This window comes from Pseudomonas azotoformans, from assembly GCF_001579805.1.
Lineage (GTDB): Bacteria > Pseudomonadota > Gammaproteobacteria > Pseudomonadales > Pseudomonadaceae > Aquipseudomonas > Aquipseudomonas azotoformans_A.
In genome coordinates, this window is the sequence record NZ_CP014546.1 from 4,464,882 (window position 1) to 4,485,968 (window position 21,087).

Annotated in this window: 18 protein-coding genes and 2 pseudogenes; 12 read left to right on the forward strand and 8 right to left on the reverse strand. The window is 59.2% G+C overall.

The annotated features are described in order from the left end of the window. Positions 1-2: 2 nt before the first annotated feature. The 6 genes from AYR47_RS20615 (at position 3) to AYR47_RS20640 (ending at position 7,722) form a co-directional block, all read left to right on the forward strand. Positions 3-1,346 (forward strand): LLM class flavin-dependent oxidoreductase, encoded by a 1,344-nt coding sequence (locus tag AYR47_RS20615; RefSeq protein ID WP_061436592.1) that lies wholly within the window; start codon positions 3-5, stop codon positions 1,344-1,346. Beyond that, positions 1,343-2,917: an ABC transporter substrate-binding protein gene (locus AYR47_RS20620; RefSeq protein WP_061436594.1), complete on the forward strand. Its 1,575-nt coding sequence runs from the start codon at positions 1,343-1,345 to the stop codon at positions 2,915-2,917. The genes AYR47_RS20615 and AYR47_RS20620 overlap by 4 nt, the downstream gene beginning before the upstream one ends. Next, a complete protein-coding gene (locus AYR47_RS20625; protein WP_061436596.1) occupies positions 2,914-3,864 on the forward strand; it encodes an ABC transporter permease in 951 nt (316 codons plus the stop codon). The genes AYR47_RS20620 and AYR47_RS20625 overlap by 4 nt, the downstream gene beginning before the upstream one ends. Next, positions 3,861-4,715, forward strand: coding sequence for an ABC transporter permease (locus AYR47_RS20630; protein ID WP_156487810.1), 855 nt, complete (start codon positions 3,861-3,863; stop codon positions 4,713-4,715). Before AYR47_RS20625 ends, AYR47_RS20630 begins: the two co-directional genes overlap by 4 nt. Continuing rightward, positions 4,712-6,322 (forward strand): dipeptide ABC transporter ATP-binding protein, encoded by a 1,611-nt coding sequence (locus AYR47_RS20635; protein WP_061436597.1) that lies wholly within the window; start codon positions 4,712-4,714, stop codon positions 6,320-6,322. Before AYR47_RS20630 ends, AYR47_RS20635 begins: the two co-directional genes overlap by 4 nt. A 1,163-nt stretch (positions 6,323-7,485) precedes the next feature. Next, positions 7,486-7,722 carry a hypothetical protein gene (locus AYR47_RS20640; protein WP_061436599.1) on the forward strand — a complete coding sequence of 79 codons (237 nt, stop codon included), beginning with the start codon at positions 7,486-7,488 and terminating at the stop codon, positions 7,720-7,722. Positions 7,723-7,810: 88 nt separating this feature from the next. Here AYR47_RS20640 and AYR47_RS20645 read toward each other — a convergent pair whose 3' ends face one another. Beyond that, positions 7,811-8,704, reverse strand: a complete 894-nt coding sequence (locus AYR47_RS20645) for an AraC family transcriptional regulator (RefSeq protein WP_061436601.1) — start codon at positions 8,702-8,704, stop codon at positions 7,811-7,813. A 97-nt stretch (positions 8,705-8,801) separates the two neighbouring features. Between AYR47_RS20645 and AYR47_RS20650 the strand changes: the two genes are divergently transcribed. The 4 genes and pseudogenes from AYR47_RS20650 to AYR47_RS20660 all read left to right on the forward strand — a co-directional run. Then, complete coding sequence (locus tag AYR47_RS20650; protein ID WP_061436603.1) at positions 8,802-9,545, forward strand: SDR family oxidoreductase; 744 nt, start codon at positions 8,802-8,804, stop codon at positions 9,543-9,545. A gap of 43 nt (positions 9,546-9,588) precedes the next feature. Then, entirely contained in the window at positions 9,589-9,750 is a 162-nt protein-coding gene (locus AYR47_RS33190; RefSeq protein WP_269465579.1) for a hypothetical protein, read from the forward strand. Beyond that, positions 9,710-10,755 (forward strand): annotated as a pseudogene (locus tag AYR47_RS20655) (efflux RND transporter periplasmic adaptor subunit); the annotation flags it as partial. The gene AYR47_RS33190 and the pseudogene AYR47_RS20655, both read left to right, overlap by 41 nt. A gap of 169 nt (positions 10,756-10,924) precedes the next feature. Continuing rightward, positions 10,925-12,242, forward strand: a pseudogene (locus tag AYR47_RS20660) (efflux RND transporter permease subunit); the annotation flags it as partial. Between the two features lie 23 nt (positions 12,243-12,265). Here AYR47_RS20660 and AYR47_RS33005 read toward each other — a convergent pair. Both AYR47_RS33005 and AYR47_RS20665 read right to left on the reverse strand, forming a co-directional pair. Beyond that, positions 12,266-12,646 (reverse strand): hypothetical protein, encoded by a 381-nt coding sequence (locus AYR47_RS33005; protein ID WP_237142578.1) that lies wholly within the window; start codon positions 12,644-12,646, stop codon positions 12,266-12,268. 112 nt (positions 12,647-12,758) lie between these two features. Then, positions 12,759-13,910 carry a site-specific integrase gene (locus AYR47_RS20665; protein ID WP_061436605.1) on the reverse strand — a complete coding sequence of 384 codons (1,152 nt, stop codon included), beginning with the start codon at positions 13,908-13,910 and terminating at the stop codon, positions 12,759-12,761. A 78-nt stretch (positions 13,911-13,988) separates the two neighbouring features. Here AYR47_RS20665 and AYR47_RS20670 point away from each other — a divergent pair, with 78 nt between their 5' ends. Both AYR47_RS20670 and AYR47_RS20675 read left to right on the forward strand, forming a co-directional pair. Next, entirely contained in the window at positions 13,989-14,861 is an 873-nt protein-coding gene (locus AYR47_RS20670) for a DNA-binding protein (RefSeq protein ID WP_061436606.1), read from the forward strand. Positions 14,862-14,937: 76 nt separating this feature from the next. Then, positions 14,938-15,198, forward strand: coding sequence for a P-loop NTPase fold protein (locus AYR47_RS20675; RefSeq protein ID WP_061436608.1), 261 nt, complete (start codon positions 14,938-14,940; stop codon positions 15,196-15,198). A 147-nt stretch (positions 15,199-15,345) separates the two neighbouring features. Here the strand turns inward: AYR47_RS20675 and AYR47_RS20680 are convergent, their stop codons facing one another. From AYR47_RS20680 to AYR47_RS32595, 5 genes are all read right to left on the reverse strand, one after another. Then, positions 15,346-16,248 carry a hypothetical protein gene (locus AYR47_RS20680; protein ID WP_061436610.1) on the reverse strand — a complete coding sequence of 301 codons (903 nt, stop codon included), beginning with the start codon at positions 16,246-16,248 and terminating at the stop codon, positions 15,346-15,348. A gap of 8 nt (positions 16,249-16,256) precedes the next feature. After that, on the reverse strand, positions 16,257-17,003 hold the full coding sequence (locus AYR47_RS20685; protein ID WP_061436612.1) for a hypothetical protein: 747 nt from the start codon (positions 17,001-17,003) through the stop codon (positions 16,257-16,259). 91 nt (positions 17,004-17,094) lie between these two features. After that, positions 17,095-19,323, reverse strand: coding sequence for a Mov34/MPN/PAD-1 family protein (locus tag AYR47_RS20690; RefSeq protein ID WP_061436614.1), 2,229 nt, complete (start codon positions 19,321-19,323; stop codon positions 17,095-17,097). Then, complete coding sequence (locus tag AYR47_RS20695; RefSeq protein WP_061436616.1) at positions 19,320-20,501, reverse strand: hypothetical protein; 1,182 nt, start codon at positions 20,499-20,501, stop codon at positions 19,320-19,322. Before AYR47_RS20695 ends, AYR47_RS20690 begins: the two co-directional genes overlap by 4 nt. Positions 20,502-20,630: 129 nt before the next feature. Continuing rightward, positions 20,631-20,786 (reverse strand): hypothetical protein, encoded by a 156-nt coding sequence (locus AYR47_RS32595; protein WP_156487811.1) that lies wholly within the window; start codon positions 20,784-20,786, stop codon positions 20,631-20,633. Positions 20,787-21,087 lie beyond the last annotated feature (301 nt).

The following is a 21,087-nucleotide window of genomic DNA, read 5'->3' on the forward strand; positions in this document are numbered from 1 at the left end:
ACATGAGCCAACACGACCGCCAAATCCTGCTCGGCGCCTTCATCCCCAGTGCGGGCATCATGGGCTCTGCGTGGCGCCACCCGAGCGCCGCCACGGACTCGTTCCGAGACTTCGAACACTACCGCTGGATCGCCGAAAAACTTGAAGCAGCGCGCTTTCATGCGCTGTTCTTCAATGACTCGGTGAACGTCGAACTCGACCTGCAGGCCCTGGCACGCGGGCCCAACAGCGTGCGCTGGGACCCGCTGGTGCTGCTGCCGGCGCTGGCGTTGGTCACGCGCCATATCGGCCTGATCGCGACCGCCAGCACCACCTACAACGAGCCGTACAACATTGCACGCAAGTTCGCCAACATCGACCACTTGAGCGGTGGCCGGGTCGGTTGGAACCTGGTGACGTCCCTGGGCGGCGGCGAGAATTTCAATCGTGATGATCACATTAAGCATGCCGACCGCTACGAGCGCGCCGAAGAGTTCTATGACGTGGTCACCGGCCTGTGGGACAGCTGGGCCGACGATGCCTTTATCCAGGACAAGGCCAGCGGGAAATGGCTGGATACCGACAAGCTGCATGTGCTCAACCACCACGGCAAACACTTCCAGGTGCAAGGCCCGCTGAATGCCTCGCGGCCAGTGCAGGGGTATCCGGTGATCGCCCAGGCCGGGTCCTCCGACACCGGTCGGCGGCTGGCTGCGCGGGCAGGGGAGTTGATTTTCACCGCGCAACACACGGTGGAGCAGGGCCTGGCGTTCTACCAGGAGATTAAGCAGACCGCTGCTGCATTGGGGCGCAACCCCGAGCACCTGAAGGTGCTGCCGGGGGTGTCCACCGTGATTGGCCGTACCCAGGCGGAAGCCCATGCCAAGTACGACCAGTTGCAGGAGCTGCTAGACCCGAAAACCTTCCTCAGTTCGATCTCGCGCTTTACCAGTCTGGGTTTTGACCTGTCGGAGCTGCCGTTCGATTCGCTGGTGCCGTTGCCGCCGGAGCACTTCGACACCAACACCCACAAGAGCCGGCAGAAACTGGTGTTTGACCTGATCCGCCGCGAGCGCCCAACGGTGCGCGAGCTGTTCAACAAACTCACCGCGGGTGGGCATCGCATCCTGATCGGTACGCCCGAAAGCGTGGCGGATGACTTCCAGGAATGGTTCGAAAGTGGCGCTGCCGATGGCTTCAACGTGATGTTTTCCGGGCTGCACCAAAGCATCACGGACTTCACCGAGGGCGTGGTGCCGGAGTTGCAGCGTCGTGGCCTGTTCCGTCGGGAATACCAGGGCCAGACCCTGCGCGAGAACCTTGGGCTGCCGTATATCGCCAACCGTCATCAGGGAGCGCGTACATGAAGCAGCTTTCAGTCGCGATGCTGGCGTTGCTCTTGGCGGCGTGCGGCGGGCCGTCCGACAAGGTCACCCAGGCGGATGCCTCCAAACCCCAAAGCGGCGGCACCTTGCGCGTGGCGCTGGACGGCGACCCGCAGTGCGTCGACCCGCAGCAGGCCGGCAACAACACCGCGCTGAACGTGGGGCGGCAACTGGTGGATTCGCTGACCGATCAAGACCCGGTTACCGGCGACATCGTGCCATGGCTGGCCGAGCGTTGGGAGGTGGACGCGGATTCGCGGCGCTTTACCTTCGTGCTGCGCCAAGGCGCCACGTTCAGCGATGGCGCGCCGGTGGACGCGGCTGCCGTCAAGGCCAACCTGGAAGCCATCGTCGCCTTGGGCGCGCGTTCGATACTGGGCTCGACCTACCTGGCGGGCCTCAAAAGCATCGAGACGCCGGACAGCCACACCGTGGTGGTGGCGTTCGAGCAACCCAACGCGCAATTCCTCCAAGCCACCTCGACCATGACTTTGGGGTTGTTGTCGCCGGCCAACCTGGCGCTGCCTTCGGGCGACCGCTGCCAGGGTCAGTTGGTCGGTTCGGGGCCGTTTGTGCTCAAGTCATTCGTGCATAACCAGAAGGTCTCGCTGGTGCGCCGTGACGACTATGCGTGGGGTTCATCGCTGTCGGCGCACAAGGGCAAGGCCTGGCTGGACGCTATCGAGTTCCTGATCATTCCCGAATCCGGCGTGCGCCTGGGCAGCCTGGCTTCCGGGCAGATCGAGGTGAACACCAGCGTGGCACCCCAGGATGAACCGAGCATCGGAGGGCAAGGCCTGGTGCTGTTGACCCGTGCCAATCCCGGTGTGGTATTCAACCTGGCACTGAACGAATCGACGCCGCTGTTCGCCGACATCAAGGTGCGTCAGGCGCTGAGCAAGGCGATTGACCGCGCTGAGTTGCAGCGCATCATTTCACGCTATCAGAAACCGGCGACTGCGTTGCTGGCCACCAGCACACCGCTGTACCGCGACTTTTCCAGCCTGTTGGCCTATGACCCGGACGGCGCACGCAAACTGCTGGACGAAGCCGGTTGGCAAGTGGGTGCTGACGGTGTGCGGGTCAAGGATGGTAAGCGCCTGTCGTTTCGCCTGGATTACTGGCAGCAGACGCCGATCCTGGAACTGGTGCAGCAACAGCTGAAAGGCGTGGGCATCGAGTTCCAGTTGAACAAGTCCACCATCAGCCAGGTCACTGCGATTCAGGCTAACGGGGATTTCAGTGTGCGCTTCCTCAACCTCACCCGTGCCGACCCGGACGTGTTGCGCACGGTGTATTACGCCCAGGGTTACAACATTAACCAACGCCAGCCGAGTGAAGTGGACCGGTTGTTGCGCGAGTCCTCCGAAACCCTCGACACCGCCAAGCGCCAAGTGCTGGTCGACCAGGCCAGTGAGTTGCTGCTGCGCGACGGCCATGCGATTGCCTTGGTGGAGCTGGCAACGGTGTTGGCTCACGGCAAGAAAGTCCAGGGCCTGCATTACGAAGCGTCGTCACGCCTGCAATTCTTCGACACCTGGTTGCAACCATGAAAGGCGCGGCGTTTTACCTGTTGGCCCGGGGCGGGCAGGCGTTGTTGGTGTTGTGGGCGGCGTTCAGCTTGTCGTTCGTGATTCTGTATGCGCTGCCCAGCGACCCGGTGAGCATCATGCTGAACCAGAGTGGCGAGCAGAGCACGGTCAACCAGCAGCAAGTGGCGCAGTTGCGTGCGCAGTACCACCTGGATGAACCGCTGGCGGTGCAGTACGGCATTGCGTTGTGGCATGCGGTGCAGCTGGATTTTGGCAACTCGATCCAGAGTGGCCAGCCGGTGTCGGCCTCGCTGGCTGAAGCGTTGCCGAAGACGGCGGCGCTGGCGCTGGTGTCGTTGGCGGTTTCATTGGTGCTGGGTGTGGGCCTGGCGCTGCTGGCCAGCCTGACCCGCCAGCGTTGGCTGCGCGATTTACTGCTCGGTTTGCCGGCGGTGGCGGTGTCGCTACCGACCTTTTGGGTGGGGTTGCTGCTGTTGCAGTGGTTTTCGTTTGGCTGGCACCTGTTCCCGGCGATGGGCAATCAGGGGCTGGCCTCGTTGGTGCTTCCGACACTGACCTTGGCGATTCCCACCAGCGCAGTGATCGCCCAGGTATTGGCGCGTTCGCTGGCGGCCACCTCGCGGCTGCCCTTCGTCGATGCCCTGCGCGCCAAGGGCCTGAGCCCGTTGCGGGTGCTGCTGACCCATGTGCTGCATAACGCGGTGATCCCGATCCTCAGCCTCAGCGGGGTGATTGTCGGCTCGCTGCTGGCAGGTTCCGTGGTCACCGAAACCGTGTTCTCCCGCGAAGGTATCGGCCGCCTGGCCCAAGGCGCGGTGAGCAGCCAAGACATCCCGGTGGTGCAGGGCGTGGTGGTGTTGGCGGCGCTGATATTCATCACGGTCAACCTGTTGGTGGACCTGTTGTATCCCTTGCTCGATCCACGCATTCGCGGAGCCGCACGATGAGCCTTGCATTGACTGCCGTGCTGCCACGGCCGCGTTATTTCACGCTGCTGCGGCGGCGTCCGTTGTTGCCGCTGGGCGTGATCGTGTTGTTGCTGGTACTCGGTTGGGCGCTGTGGCCGCAGTTGTTTACGCATTTCGATCCGTTGCTCGGCGTGCCGTCCAACGCATTGCAAAGCCCCTCGACTACGCATTGGTTCGGCACCGATCACCTGGGGCGTGACCTCTACAGCCGCACCGTGTACGGCGCTGGGCTGTCGTTGCGCGCGACGTTACTGGCGGTGTTGATCGCGTTGTTCAGCGGCATTGTGCTGGGTGTATTGGCCGGCTTCTTTGGTGGCTGGGTCGACGCGTTGCTGATGCGCTTGGTGGAAGTACTGATGGCAATCCCCGCGCTCTTGCTGGCGATGGCAGTGATCACGGTGCTGGGGTTTGGCACGGTGAATATCGCCTTGGCGGTGGGGTTGTCGTCGGTGGCGACCTTCGCCCGCCTGGTGCGGGGTGAAGTGTTGCGCTGGCGCGCCAGTACTTTTGTCGAAGCGGCGTCGGCCTGTGGCGTGGGGCCGTGGACCATTATCGTGCGGCACATCCTGCCCCACGCCAGCGCGCCGGTGTTGGCCTTGGCGGCGCTGGAATTCGGCAGCGCGGTGCTGTCGGTCTCGGCCCTGAGTTTTCTCGGCTTTGGCGCACCGCCACCGCAACCGGAATGGGGGATGTTGGTGGCCGAAGGGCGTAACTACATGATCTCCGCCTGGTGGTACACCAGCCTGCCGGGCCTGGTGGTGGTGGCGGTGGTGGTATCGGCCAACCAATTGGCGCGGGCGTTGCAACAGGATCAAGGGGCTGTGAGATGACCGAGCAAGTGTTGTTGGATGTACGCGAACTGCGCATCGCCTACCACGGCCGTGACGGGCGCACCGAAGGCGTGGCGGGTATCGATTTTCAACTCAAGGCCGGGGAAATCCTGGCGATTGTCGGCGAGTCCGGCTCAGGCAAATCCACCACCGCTGCGGCGCTGGTGGGGTTGCTGGCGGGCAATGCGCAGATCGAATCCGGCAGCATTCGCCTGGCGGGGCAGGAACTGACCACCGCCAGCGAGCGCCAATGGCAAAGCATTCGCGGGCGCAGCGTGGGGTTTGTGCCCCAGGACCCGGCGTTGTCCCTGGACCCGGTGAAACGCATCGGCCAGCAGCTGGTGGAAGCGTTGACCCTGCACGGCGTACCCAAACCGCTGGCGCGCAAACGCAGCTTGGACCTGCTGCGGGAAGTCGGTTTGGTGGAGGCCGAACGGGTTGCGCGAGGCTATCCCTACCAACTCTCCGGCGGCATGCGCCAACGGGTACTGATCGCCATCGCCCTGGCCAACGACCCACCGCTGGTGATCGCCGACGAACCCACCAGCGCGCTGGATGTGGGCGTGCAGCGGCAGATTCTCGACCGCCTGCAAACCCTGGCCCGCGAGCGCGGCACGGCGGTGTTGTTGATCACCCATGACCTGGGCGTGGCGCTGGACCGGGCGGATCGGCTGTTGGTGATGCACCAGGGCCGGATTGTCGAGACGGGCGCGGCGCGCCAGGTATTCCAGGCGCCGCAGCATGCCTATACGCGGCAACTGCTGGAAGCGGCGCCGAGTTTGTTGGTGCAGCAGCGGCGGCAGGTGAGTGCAGTGCGGGTTGATGAAGCGCCGCTGTTGACGGTGCAGGGGTTGAGCAAGGACTTCTCCACCTGGCGCCAGCCGGGGCCGTTGGCGGTGGACGATGTGTCGTTCCACTTGCCACGCCACGGCACGACCAGCCTGGTCGGCGAGTCGGGCTCGGGCAAATCCACCACGGCGCGGTTGATCCTGGGGCTGGAGCGGTTGGACAGCGGCAGTGTGATGTTTGACGGGCAAGACATCAGCCGGGTGTCGCGGCGCGATTGGCAGGCGTTGCGACGGCGGATCCAGGTGGTGTATCAGAACCCCTACGCGTCGCTGAACCCACGCTTGAGTTTGGAGCAGATCATCAGCGAGCCGCTGCAGGCGTTTGATATCGGCGACGCGGCCTGGCGGCGACAGCGCGCGGCGACCTTGCTGGAGCAGGTCGAATTACCGGCGCGGTTGCTGGGGAGTCGAGCGGTGGAGTTGTCCGGCGGGCAACGCCAGCGCGTGGCAATTGCGCGGGCGTTGGCGTTGGAGCCGCAGTTGTTGGTGTTGGATGAGCCGTTGTCGGCGCTGGATGCGTCGATTCAGGGGCAGATCTTGAAGTTGCTGGGGGAGCTGCAGGAGCGGTTGGGGTTGAGCTATTTGTTTATTTCTCATGATTTGGCGGTGGTGCGGCAGATTTCTGATCATGTGGTGGTGATGCGCTCGGGTAGGGTGGTTGAGCAGGGGGATTGCGAGCAGATTTTTACGGCGCCGGGGAGTGGGTATACGCGGAGTTTGTTGGCGGATATTCCGGGGTGGTTTTTGGAGGTGGGTTAATGGTGCGTATATCCGTTATTTTGGTGGTGGCTGGTATTGGTTTCGCTCTTGCAGCGGGTCACTTTTGGACGAGACGAGCGCCAAAAGTAATCAAAAGCGCTTCGCCCCAACATTCGATACCTAGCGTGGGCTCGGTGTGCCCGCCGGCTTCGTAGTCTGGGCCTATACCTCGCGCGGCTAACCCGGCGTCCTGCCGGGTTGTCTATGTTCCAAAACTTACGGTCGGCCAGCGTGTTTGGCAGGGCGCATAAGATCAAAAGCAAAAGTGCGGTGGCCTTAAAGGCGATCGTTTTTTGTGTTGTACTCGGCTAACACGGTGGACTCGGGCTTGCTCGCGAATGCGGTGAATCAGCCAATGAACCTGTTGACTGACGCACCGCATTCGTGCGTAAGCCCACACACACATGTTGATCTCCATTTATCAGGTAGGCAGTTGTTTGCTCTGGGTGTGGTGTGAGCTAGCGACAGCTTATACACCGTTTCGCGCCAACTTTGGCACAAGCAGAAATGATGGAGGCTGGAGCAAGATTTCAGTGCCCAATACCCTCACTAAAATAGCTTGAAAGTCACCTTTTGGCTTTCCGCCAACGTAGCACTGAACAGCGAGTTAAGTCATTATGGTGCAAGAAAAAATCGTACGAAGTCTGAGCGGATGGCCAGGTTCAGGTCGAGCGTTTCAACAAAGCCTGTTGCAACGCTAGCGCTAAGGCAATCCATGCGGATGCGAGAAGACCTTGCGAGCCCTGGGCCATGAGAGACCATCCGCCCGAGCGGAAGGTGTTCAAGCTGGGTAACGATGGCCGAACTATCATCGGCCGTGTGGTCGTCAAGGCCCACTAACTCGCCTTGAACTCCAGAGTTGAGCTGGCTAACTACTCTGCCGGCGCGGTGCGAGAAGTTGACGTTTCCGCCGAGATGCGGGCGGCTGCCAAGAACATTGTTGTCTTGGCGAGCGATGACCGCTATTGCCCGACTATCACCGTGCTATCGAATAAGGCCGGTGCGAAGCTGACCGCGTCCGCAGGAAGTCGACTCTGCCTCAGCTCGCCGGCTGGAAACCTATTCCGTGCCGGTATCGTGGGCCGGATGGCGGCAGGGTATGGAAGGTGTCAGACGAATAGGCCGAGCGTAGGTTCCACTACTATGTGCAACGGCTAGGTGGCGTGGCCGCAGAGCTGAAAACGCATCTGCCGATTGAGCTGCTGGCTCGGGTGATTGGGCTATCCGGCTCGATCAGCAGTTCATCTGCGGGCGGCGAAGGATATAGCGGATGGGGGCTTAGGGCAGCTATCTACCGGCGCTACGTCATGCTCGCCAGCGGATGCTACGCGATGCTCGATGAGGACATCGGATTCGGCCTCGTGTCAGGGCGAGCCGTGATCGCGCGGCTGCTGGGGTAGCAGCTCACCGGGATGGTGCACGGTGGCGGGTTGAAATGGGAGATTGGACGAGCGCGCCGCCTTTTCATTTCTTGATAAGCGTGGGTAATTACACTGCGCGCGCATAGTGGCTGGGTGGTTGTCCAATGTGCCTGGTGAATGCCACGCTAAACGCGCTGGTCGAGCCGTAGCCAATGCGTTCTGCAATCTCCGAAACGGACAATTCACCACGACGAAGGAGTTCCTTCGCAATTTCCATCCGCCACGAGAGCAGGTATTCCATAGGTGCGACCCCGACTGTTCGCGTAAATCGCTCAAAAAAGCTGGATCGTGATAGGGCAGCGATCTTGGCTAGTTGCGCAATCGACCAGCGTTGATCAAGGTGCGTATGCATCTGCTTCAGCGCGGCTGCCAATCGCTCATCGCCCAACCCACGGAGCAAGCCCGGCGGTGCGCTTCCGGAGGTGGTTGAACGCATGGCCTCGACGAGCAGCATTTCAGCCAGTCGGGTGCGCATGAACTCGTTACCTGGCTTTTCATCCGCGCTTTCCTCGCCCACCATCTGTACTAGCTGTGACAGGCGCGTTGAACCTTGCACATGCACCACTTTCGGCAGCAGCGACACCAACAAGCCTGGATCGGCGCAGTCAAACACGAACGAGCCTCCTAACGAGCGCATGTCGGGTTTACCGGTCTGCTCGCCATAGCGTAGTTCCGGCCCCACCGGTACTTTGTTGGGGTCCATGTAGATCGGCGGCGCAGGAACGAAGCTGGATATCGTGAAGCTGGGCGTGGTGGGGAGCAGCACGAAGTCGCCAGCGTTTATCGTCGTCGGCTCGTGACCATCCACGGCCAGTCGACAACTGCCTTCCAGCATAATGCAGAAGCTAGGCTTGCCAAACTCGGAGTAGCGCACTGCCCAATTGCCCTTTCCACTGATCAGGTTGGCGAACACAGTCTGCGGGTGCAGCAGCCGGACGATTTCGGAGAGTGGATCACTCATTTAGGATTATCGCTAAAATAAAGTGGACGATATCGCATCGTAGATCCTGAAATAGTTCTTTATCGTTGTGTCTGAGTCAACCACCTTGGAGCACGAAATGAAGACTGTACTGATTACTGGCTGTTCGTCCGGCTATGGCCTGGAAACTGCCTGTCACTTCCTGGCAAACGGCTGGAAGGTCATCGCGACCATGCGGACGCCCCGTGCGGACCTGCTTCCCGCCTCGGACAACCTGCGCATCCTGCCGATCGATGTCACCCAGCCCGAGAGCATCGACCGGGCCTTGGAGGCCGCTGGCCCCATCGATGTGCTGGTGAACAACGCCGGCATCGGTCTGTTCGGTGCATTCGAGGCCACCCCGATGTCCGCGGTGCGGGAGATCTTCGAGACCAACACGTTCGGCGTCATGGCGATGTGCCGGGCGGTGATTCCGCAGTTCCGCGAACGCGGAGCCGGCACGATCGTCAACGTCACGTCCAGCGTGACGCTGGCCCCGTTCCCGCTGGTGGCCGCTTACACGGCCAGCAAGACCGCCATTGAAGGCTTCACGGCATCGCTGGAACATGAACTCAAGGCAGTGGGCGTGCGGGTCAAGCTGGTCGAGCCCGGTTACGGACCTTCCACGAGCTTCACCGCCAACGGCCAGCAGCGCATGCAGGGCCTGATCACGAAGCCCTACGAGCACCTCGCCCATGAAGTGTTCGCGGGATTCGGCCAGCTCTCCGCGGTGACGACCTCGACGGATGTCGCCGAAGGCGTCTGGGATGCCGCCAACGACACCTCCGGCCGCCTGCATTTTCCGGCGGGTGCCGACGCCGTTGCACTGGCGCGGGCTGGCTGACGGCGAGCGCCGCCGCGACTCGCCCGCTCACGAGGATCTTTTCATGGTCATGCAAATCCGCTCCCGCAACTTTTCGCGATCAACATCGGTCCTCGGCAGTGCGAGTGTGCTCGCCTTGAGCCTGGCCGTACTGGCCGGCTGCAGCGACCAGGCCGCAGAGAACGCCGGGTGTCAGCGTGGCGCTCGTGCCGGTCAGGACGATTAGTCGTGGGACGAGTTCAGTGGCCGCGTCGAGGCCATCGAGCGCGTCGATCTACGCCTGCGTGTGTCCGGCTACATCCATCGGTTCAACTACACCGAAGGCCAGGAAGCGAAGAAGGGCGATGTGCTCTTCACTATCGACGCGCGCAGCTACCATGCCGAGTTGGAGCGCGCGGAGGCCGAACTGGCACGCGCGCGCACCCAGGCCGAACTGAACCACAGCGAGGCCACGCGCGCCAAGATCCTGGCCGAAGTGCAGGCGCTATCGACGGAAGTGTACGAACAGCGCCGCGCCAACGCCGATCAGGCGCAGGCCAACGTCGCGGCCGCGCAGGCGGCGGTGGAAAGTTCACGCCTCAACCTGGAATGGACCCAGGTGCGTGCGCACATCGATGGCCGCTCTGGCCGCGCGCTGGTCACCACGGGCAACCTAGTGACTGCCGGTGATGCCGCCAGCGTGCTGACCACGGTGGTCTCGCTGAACAAGGTGCATGTGCCCTTCGACGCCGACGAGCGTGCTTTCCTGCGCTACGCCGAGATGGCCCGTAAGGGCGAGCGTCCAAGTGAACGCGACGGGAAGCTGCTGGTGCAGGTTGCGCTGGCCAACGAGGCCGGTTTTCCGCACGCCGGCACGGTGGACTTCCTGGACAACCAGGTCGATCGCCGCAACGGCACCATTCTCGCCCGTGCCGTGCTGGACAATGCTGACCGCCGCTTCACACCTGGTCTGTATGCGCGCGTGCGCCTGCTGGGCAGTGGCGAGTTCGAGGCAGCGCTGATCGACGACAAGGCCGTGCTGACCGACCAGGACCGAAAGTACGTCTACGTGGTCGATGCGGACGGCAAAGCACAGCGCCGTGACGTGCAGGTGGGCCGGATGGCCGACGGCTTGCGCGTCGTGAAAAAGGGGCTGGCCGCCGGCGACCGGGTGATCGTCAGCGGTGTGCAGAGGGTGTTCATGCCGGGCATGCCCGTTACGCCCACCCTGGTCGCGATGGATCAGAAGGCATTCGTGCCTGGCGCGGCGGACAAGCCCGAGCTGGCGATTACGGAAGCCTCCACGGCCCCGGCAAAAGTCGACACCTCCAACTAAAAGCCATCTATCCCCCTGTGTCGTGCCTTCACCTGCCGCTTCGCCAGCAGGTCGGGGCAACTCGTCCCAAACTCAGGGATACACCTTGGACTTTTCCAAAATCTTCATAGAACGGCCGATCTTCGCCACGGTGCTATCGATTGTGATTTTCGCCGCTGGCTTGATCGCCATCCTTTTGCTGCCGATCAGCGAATACCCGGAAGTCGTACCGCCCTCGGTGGTCGTGCGAACGGTCTATCCGGGCGCCAACCCGAAGGTGATTGCCGAAACCGTCGCCACACCGCTGGAAGAAGCCATCAGCGGTGTCGAGGACATGATGTACTACAAGTCCGTTGCCGGTTCCGATGGCGTGCTGCAACTGACCGTGACCTTCCGTCCGGGCACCAACCCGGACGAAGCCGCGGTACGCGTGCAGAACCGGGTCGCGCAGGCACAGGCCCGCTTGCCAGAAGATGTGCGCCGGCAGGGTGTGACCACGCAAAAGCAATCGCCGGTCTTCCTGATGGTGGTGCACCTGACCTCCGAAGATGGCAGGCATGATTCGCTGTACCTGCGCAACTACATGCGCCTGCACATCCGAGACCGACTCGCCAAGATCCCTGGCGTGGGCGATGTCCAACTGTTTGGCAGTGGCGACTACGCCATGCGGCTATGGTTGGACCCCGACAAGGTCGCCGCGTGCGACATGACTGCCGGTGACGTGCTGCGCGCGGTTCGCGAGCAGAACGTGCAGGTCTCCGCGGGCCAGTTGGGTGCCGAACCCATGCCCAATGGCCGCGATTTTCTGCTGCCGATCAATGCCAAGGGTCGCCTGGAAACCGTGGAGGAATTCGGCGACATCGTGCTCAGGACCGGCGCCAACGGCCAGCTCGTGCGCCTGGCTGATGTTGCGCGTATCGAGCTTGCGGCCGGAAGCTATGCGATGCGCGCTCGCCTGGATGGCATGAATGCCGCCGGCGTGGGCATCTTTCAGGCACCGGGCGCCAACGCACTGGAAATTCGCGATGCGGTGGTGGAGCAGATGGAGCAGATCCGCCAGACTCTACCGCCTGGGCTGAAGGTCAGCTCGGTGTATGACACGACGGTTTTCGTGCGCGACTCGATCAGCGTGGTGATTACGACGCTGCTCGAAGCGACCTTGCTGGTAGTGCTGGTGGTGATCCTGTTCCTCCAGACTTGGCGTGCCTCAATCATTCCTTTGCTGGCGGTGCCAGTCTCGCTTCGCGGTGCTGTTGCTGTTGGGTTATTCCATCAACACATTGACACTGTTCGGCTTGGTGCTGGCGATAGGCATCGTGGTGGGCGACGCCATCGTGGTGGTGGAAAACGTCGAGCGCCACATCGAGCACGGCGCCACACCGCTGGAAGCGGTACACCTGTCCATGAAAGAGGTGTCTGGCCCGCGTGTGGGGAACGACTTTAAAGGTCAAATGCACGAGCTGGTGCATGAGGCCGACACGTTGAGCTCTGTGCTCGCAGAGCAAGAGGCAGCCAAGGCGGCGCGGAAAAAATTCAGGTATGTGGAGGTGGTATCGGTCAAGTCGATGTAACTGCGTATCGCCGTATCGTTAAAAATCTGCCCGGTGTGATCGAGGCGGATTTTAGGTGCCAGGGTTGCGATTGTTACCTCATGCGGCTGGAGAAAGGAGATCACGCTGACGCGCTTTAAGATTGTGGCCGCTGCCAGCGTCTTAGCGCTGACAGGATGACGGATCTCAAGCGAATGGTGAGCCACCGCCATTGCAGCGGCGGCCGTCTCTTTTTTTGATCGGTCGCATCCTGCTTGAAGCGCGTCGGGTGAAGGCACAAGGCGAGCGTCTGCTAGCGGGCGGCCAGGCGATGAACCGCCAGCATTCGACACGCACTCAAACTCAAACCGACCCGCGCGCAGTGCGCGCGTCGGTATGTGTACCCAGCAACTAAGTTGGCTGGGTAGCTTCGTTTGCCCCAGCGTGCATATCCTCCGGTGTTTTTTCGTCATCAACGGTCGATGATTTAAGTAGAGTTGTGGCTCGACTTTCGAGCAGTGCACCGGCTTGAAAGTAGCCCATGACCGTACTCACGCTGCGGTGCTCGGTCATCGCCATGACTTCACCCAGTGGCACCCCCTGACGGCCGGCCTCGGTCACGAACCCTGAGCGCAAACTGTGCGCCGCCCAGTCGCCCTCCAAACCCGCGAGTTTTGCACGACGTTGAACGATGCGGGCCACCTGGTCAGCTGATAAGGCTGCCGTGCCCACGTTGTCACCCCTATACAGGCGCCGAAACAGCGGTCCCGACTCGGCAGGCGCAGCCTTCAGCCATTCGGTCAACGCTTGAGCGGCGGGGCCGCGCAACGGTTTTTCACGACGGGTGCCGCCGGTGTCGGTCTTGGTGGTGCCTAAGGCATACAGCCAGGTGTCAGCATCCAGGCGACGCAGATCGCTGATCTGCAAACCAACCACCTCGGAACGCCGTCGGCCACCCCCACTCCAGGCTAATAGGAGCAGGGCGCGGTCACGCTTCCCGCGCACGCCATCGGTGCAGGTGGCCAATAGTGCCCGCAGCGGCTCAAGCACGATCGCGGTTTTCTTGCTCACGCTGACACCCTGGCGCGACTGGGCCTTGCGTGCGTCGCGCAGCAGGGTTTTCAGGGCTGGTGCTTCGGTGGGTCTGTCCCAGCCCTGCACGCGGTGCCATTTGCCGAGCACCGAAAGGCGATGACTGACCGTGTTATAGGCCAGCGCCCCTAATCCGGCCTTGACCCGTGCGGCCACCAAGGCGGCATCGATCGCTGGCGGTAGCAGGTGCGCCCATGTGCCGTCGCCTAGCGGTCGGGCCAGGTGATCCAGGACGAACTGTACCGCCATTGTTGCCGGCAGAGGGGCGTCGCCCAGCGTCTGGCCATAGCGCAGTTGCAGCCAGGCGGACCAATAGGCGAGGGCGCTGCGATAGCTGCGCACGGTGTTGGCTGCCGTGCCGGCGGCGATAAACGCCGCGGCTGCGTGCTGCGCGTTCATGGCCTGGGAATGCGGATCCAGTGGGTGTTCGTCGACTAGGGTTAACTGATCTGTAATATTTAATACGTTCAACGTATGATAATTCCATTATTCAGAAAATAACGTCGGATAAAATTTAATTATCAGACCTAATATACGCCGAGGTGAGCCATGGCAGTAGGGGTGCCGGAAAACGACGTGTTTGCCGCCGCGGATGCAGTGTTGGCCCGCGGTGAGCGGCCGACGGTCGAACGTGTGCGTCTGGAACTGGGTCGAGGTAGCCCGGCGCGAGTCGGCGGGCTACTGGATATTTGGTGGGCGCGTTTGGCCGAACGCCTGAATGGGCAAACGCGACTGCCGACATTACCCGGTGAAGTGTCACAAGCCTTTGTTGCCGTGTGGCAACAGGCGATCCATTTGGCACAGGCCGTGGCTGAGCAGGCGTTGTCCGAACAGCGTCAGGTTTTGGTCGCCGAACGCGAACGAGTCGCCTCCGTCGAGGACCGGGCTCGTCAGGACGCCGCGCTCGTTCGGCAACATGCGATGGCCGCCCAGGCAGCACAGCAAGTCAGCGAGACTCGTTTGGCGGACCTGGAGCTGCTTCTGGAACAGCGTTCGACGCAGATTCAAGACCTGCAGCAGCAGCGCGACAGCCTGCTGCGGGACTGTGGTGACGCGCGGCAGCACAGCCACACCTTGCAGCAGGAGCTGCTGGAGTTGCGACTCAAGGTCGAGCAGGAACGCGTCGCGCAGGAGAGCTACCTGCGCGGGGTCGAGGATCGTGCGCATCGTGAAGTCGATCGTGCCCGGGAAGAGAGCAAGCGCATGGCCGCCCAAGTGAAGGAAGCAGGCAACCAACTGGAGCAGTTGCAGCAAAGGATTGAAGGTGCGCAGGCCGCGCTGGGTCAAGCCCTGCAGAACGCCGCAGCACAGCAGGCGCGTGGCGATACGCTGGAGCAGCAGTTAGTGCAACTGCGCTCACCACCGGCCAGCGAGCGCAAGACACGCGCGAGGAAACAGCCCGTGCCCAAGCCAGCGAAATAAGCACGCAAGGCTACATATTCAGCATACGGCGCTCTAGCTTAAACGGTTGGGAATGACACAACGCAAGGAATGTAAGATGGATGAATTGGGTTTCGCTAATGACCGGCCAATCAAGGCTGCCGAGCAGGATCTGCTGGGACGATCAGCTTTTGCTAAAAACCTCGCGGCGGCGATTGTCGGTTGGAAAAACCAAGAGAGCCTGGTCATTGCCCTGACGGGGCTATGGGGCAGCGGCAAGAGTTCGATCAAGAATCTGGCCATTCAGGAGTTAATTGCCACCCCACGGCTTGAGGTCATCGAGCACAACCTTTCAATGCGGTGGACAAGGAATGTTTGAACGGTTGGTAGGGGCGAGGTGGACAGACTGTCCGTGCGCAGTTCACAGAGCACTGGCAGTTTTAAGGGCCCGCCTCGCCACTCAAGGCATGCTCGGAGCATCCATTCCATTCATGGCGAGTAGACTAATTGCCGACCTGCTCTAAGGTTAAAAGTTAAGTGTGCCGATATAATAGTCACGATCTCGAACACCGAAATCTCCGTCCGGTTTCCTCTCATCAGTGAGCCAATCGCGCTTGCCATACGTCTCCCAGGAGGCGTAGCAATGAACTTTACGCCCCTCAGGGATGAAAGTAATATCGCCCGCTTTGTTTTGGGTGATTTTTTTATAGCCTTGATAGTAGGTTAGATGCCGGCTGCGTGCCTCACCGATTACAATGATCTTGGGTTTCAATTTCTCCAACCATTTCCCAGGGAGTTTTCCCGATTCCCGTCCGTGGTGTGGGGCGAATACAATCGTCGTTTCAGGGAGTTCGATATGATCAAATATCTTCTCCATAAAGTCCGTTTCCAAGTCGCCAAGCCAGAGGAAGCTCGGGCCGTTCTTTATCGCGTATCGGACAACCAGCGAGGTGTTGTTGAACGCTTTTCCGTCTGTAGAGGCCTGGAGGGCCGCTTGAAAATCCTCATTGTTAAGATCAGGCCACAGAAATTTTAACCCGGAGGCGTCTCGTTCATCATCGCCTACGTTGATCCATTTTCGGTTACAGTCCTTATACACATAAAAAGCTTTGCTCCCGTCTCGAAGCTTTTTATAATATTTAAATGACTCCGACTCATCTGGTTTATTAGCGTCATTTCTCACGACATAGAAGTTTTGTATGGGCATCCTTGCGTCAAGATGCTCAATACCTTGCAGATGGTCTTCATCAGGGTGTGTGGAAATGAAACGTGTGATGCCCTTGCCTCGGGACTCCTGAATGAGTTCGTCGACTAGCCATTCTTTGTGCTCGCCGAAGAGCTGGCAGTCTATAACGGTGAAGCTATCACTGTCGTGTTTAATATAAAACATATCGCCGTTGCCGACAGTAAAAGATCGGATCATCGCCATAACGGACCTTACTTGGTTGTGTTGGGTTTGTGGGCGCGAATCAGTGCTTCGCAACTTAGGATTAGCTGGCGGCCATAGGCTCTAGATGCTTCTATAACTGCTGATTTGTTAACTGCGATCATCAGGTAGGCGGAATGCAAGATAACAGCGGCTACGGTCAAATAAATTTTTTCACCCATATTTGGGAGGGAGACGAAGTAAATTGGCTCGAGGTGCAAGATTCCAACGCAGAGAAGCAAAACAACCAGATTGCATACGAGAGCGGTCGGCTTGAGGCCTGTGAGGTTTCGGCGGAAACCGTATGTAATATTCTCGCTGAAGAGCAGTGGATAAGTGGTGTGATCGCGTGTTTCTTCGCGTAACCAGGCGTTTGCAGATCGATAGAAGTCGGTCGAACGCTGCGGGAAATTTGTCTCATCCTCTGGCGTAGGGGCGGGTAGCATCAACTGATTGGCGATGAAGTTACGATACCGATCCTTCGAACCTTCCGGTACATCTGGATTTCCCCGGTGCCATTGGTTTGGGGTTTCGCCTGTCCCCAGACGCTCTTGGAGTTTCTTCCCTTTGTGTCTAGCCATGTCGGCGAAGGCGAAAACAAGTACCAGGCCCATGCCGGCTGCGATCACTTGAGAGAGCGCGAGGTGATCCCAGGGCACAAGCATGAACAAAAGAACTAGGGTAGGTAAGCCTGATATCAGAGCTGGGAAGACACGTGCCTTTAGGCTGTATGTGTCGAATTGGCTAAAAATTTCCATTTATCCATCCGTGACTGTCACGTAGCGTAAAAAACCGCCTCCCACTACACCAAAGAAGGAGATTTATATTTGAACTATCACGTGACGGCTACTAGCTGACATATACACCCAAGTCAGTATCCGAAACGATCAGCATCACAGCCGGCAGACCTTCCCTCTTCATCCTTTTTACCAAGGTGGTAAATAAGACGTGATCGTCGGCACTTGGCATCGCTGAGCAACCATTGGGATGTGAATGCCAATCACCCACGTAGTCGACGATGCCTGCGGTGAGGTCATGTACCTCCTTGAGAGCCTCCAGCTGTCCTTCTTTACCCCGAATGAAGTGGGTGGGGCTCGACTCGCTGTCCGGTGGCGGCAGCATGGTATCTACGAGGATGATGGTTTTACTTTTCAGGTCAGTAATACCGAGAATCGATCCTCCGGTTTCGTTAGGGAGAGCCGAAAGCCTCTGTGCCTTGATCTTTGCGATGAGGCCACTGTCATATTTCACCGACCATTCGCCAACTTTCGTGCAAGAGACGGGGTGAACCTGTACGTCATTAGATTCAATGCTGCCTGACTCGTCATTCTGTGTTGAAACCAGGATCCTGGCTTCAGAATTAATAACAACCTTGCGCAGCCGCCGTGAAATCAATCCTGCATGGACGTGGATGTTTTCGTTGGGCATGCGAAACGAGACATCTCGACAACCGCCACCCACCCATCGATCACCCAGATGATTAACGAGATGAGTCTCACCCCATGTGCTGTTCAATATGGCCCGGTAGTACTGGCCCTCCAGAGCATCGACACGCTGCAGCCGCAACGAGTCTTCGAGTAAAATGACGCTGGACATCCCGGATGGGGTGAGAAATACACTCGCGATCCGAGGGGCCTGATCCCGTAGTGCCAAATCGCGGGGGGCAGCCAGCGTCGTTGTTGCGTCTACCAACAGGTCGGCATGTTCGATCGCCTCGTGGATACGCGCATCATCGGCCAGAATACCTTTGATAATAGCGTCCGGAGCGGGCTCTCCTGGATAGATGCGTCGCATCATCTCTCGAAGTACATCCGCTTTCCGAAAGCCAACGTAGTCATCGCAAGCGACATGCCTGGCTACGTTATGCGGTAGCAGCAGATCCGGGTCTACATACGTCCAGGTACCCCAGGCCAAGCGAGTCCAGATGTCTGCGAGCATGCCTCCGAGCGCTCCTGTCCCTGCCAGCACGCCCTTGAACGTCGCAGTAACGGGGTCGACTGCAGACAGGTCTCTAGCAAACTCCGTGTTCAAGGTGCCCCGCACCTCAACGGGTCGAATGGCAAGGCCTTTCCAGGTCTCTCCTGTGTGCCCTCCAAGCTGCAGAGCCGGATAATAAATACCCTGGGGAGTTGGCGGTGCCAGCATCTCGAATGAAGCTGCCAGATCAAACAGATTGATCTCCAGCATGTAGCCTTTGACATCCATCCGATCCACTTCGCCATTACGAAGTCTCGGCACCCAGGCCAGGATCAAAATCCCTTGTTTATCGGTTTGGTCAGATTTACGAAGCCCGCCAGATGCTGCCTCGCGCACAGCGTCAGCAAGATGCTTGTACAGCTCACTGCCCCACTTAACCAACTGATCATGCAACTCACCCAGGTTGAATGGGAACATGACCACGGAGGTGGGCTCGACAGGCTCCACCATGATATTCAGCAACTGGTAACCAGATTGCTTGGCAGATGCATCGGAATCGGCAAACGCACGCAGCGTAATTTTCCCGATGTTATCGGTTATCTCGACGCGAAGTTTGCATTCACCGCTAGCCAGCTGACTTGGATCAATTGTGGGCAAGATGAGCTGAAAAGGGCTTTCATAAAACATCTGTTCCAGTGGCTGATCGTCTCGGTGCAGTCGGAGCTCAGATGATTTGCGCAGCCACCAGAACATCCGCTCTAGGAAACGTTCAGCTGTCCAGATTCGCTCGACGCCGCTCCAATCTACGTCGTAAAGGCAGAGGATCTTGGGCTTACCCGGCTCCGAGCCGTGGAGGTGTGACAACGCGGGAAAATCTTTGCGCAGTGCGCGAGCTGTCACGGGGATGCGAAGCCGTGGATTGACGGCAATTGCCAGCGTCTCTACGCGATGGATTCCCCCTGAGTTCTCACCAACGATAGTCCCGTCGCCGGCCTCGATCACGACGTACTCCGTCACACCGCCGGCTTCGCTTTCCCGCCGAAGCTCGAGGAATTCGACGCCCGAGAACTCCTTGCATGCCTTTACCAACGCTTTGGTGCCGGCATGAATAGGTTCGGGCTGCTCGCCTATTGGCTCCCCTACTATGTAGAAGCTGGTCATTTGTTAAGGGCACCTGCGCGAGGTGCAGCCGCCGCCGCAGCGGACATGGCTGCTGCGGCAACCACCACCGCCGCTTTGATAACGGTACCGTCTGATGCCGACTCCAGTTCAAGCACGCCCTTAGAACCGTTCTCTTCCGTGCAAGCAAACCAACCATCGACACCCCGCAAGATCGCCTTGTACTCACGCTTGGCGCGGATGCACGGTGGATCATTGAAGTCATCGGCGATTTTCTTGCTGCTGGAGATGATCGTTGCTGACTTCTTAGCCTGGCTCAGGGCATTGCGTGCAGCCTCTGAAACTTTGGCGTTCTCGCCTTTGCCCGACCAACTGTCCCACGACAGGGTGTGCCACGAACAATGGTGTGGTGCGAGCAGTAAATCATAAGCAAGGGTCTGAGAGTCGTTCTCAAAACGTTTCCACATCCGCTCCCAGATCAGAACTTCGGCATCGCCGCCTATCAAGAACCGCGTGCGCTTACTGCTGAAGAGAGAGGGTGTGATTTCTAAGTTCATGACGATACTGGACTCGTTCTTGGTCAATTCCTCTTCCAGTTGAGCGTCATCCTCATGAGGCGCGGGCGCCAGAAGCTGGGCCCGGAACACCGACGATGCATCACCATCTATGGTGCTGAACCATTCCCCCGATTTGACTAAGATCGAGCGAAGGTCATCGGTCTTGCCGTCGACGTCTTCGCCCATGATCTTGATTCGGTTTCCGCTGAACGCCCAGCCATAATCTCGCCAGTGCTGCACGCGCCGACGCGCCTCTTTGTTAAATGCCAGAGCATCATCGCAAAGGGCATGGTTTTTTGACCTCCGCCTGAAGACCAGAGGTGATGACCAAAGCTCACGGATGATGATCCGCTTTTCCCAGCGATCCAGTTTGTCATCCGGGTATTGGTCTGGTGGGCCAAGCCAGAAATGCTTGCTCAGACCACCACAGTGATCCTTGTCCGGATGGCTCAACATGAATGCATTAACGAAAGGGCGATCATCGTTGTCGTACATCACCCGCTCGCGCAATGCTCGCGCGACATCGGGTGTATCGTCATTCGAGTCATCCGCCTTCGCCCGAATATGGCAATCGATCAGGATGGTTGTCACGTTGAAGTCAGCCAAGCGCACTAGGGTCATATCCCCGTTACCTACTTGGAAGAAGGAAAATTTAGCTGGCACTTGTACCTCCTTACGCTATCTGCAAAACAGCCCCTAGTTAAATCCGGGCGCCATCTTCAATTATCTGAAATTATTTATCTTTAAAAGGCATCAGCCTAAAGATAAAGGCGGAACACGAATGAAATTTTATTATGGCGAGTTGTATTTTTTCAGTGAGCGTTTAATGCGGACTTCGGAAGGCCCAGTTGTTTTTGAAGCTTTCGTCACCTGCCCGATGAGTACCCCACCGGCATACTTGACGATCATCCTCAACGCGAATGGCTTTATTTTTTCGCTGGCTGCCATGCGCAGGGAATTCCATCGGCTACCGGTCCTCCCGTCTTCCTGGAAGCAGTCAGCTTCCGCCACACAAAAAACACAACATCTAGTGATTATTCCAAAGAGCCACTACAACATATTCAAAATAATTGGTGGCCGCAAGCACCTTCTATACGAATGGTTAGCGCAAAATTCGCGTATTGGATCCGATTTTAGGCTGTACGGATGCACAGGCCTTGTGTTTCAAGGGGCTGCCAAATTTCACTCGAAATTTAATGTTACAATTTGTCCTGGCGGGCCACGTTAGGCTATGCAAAGACTGCACCTA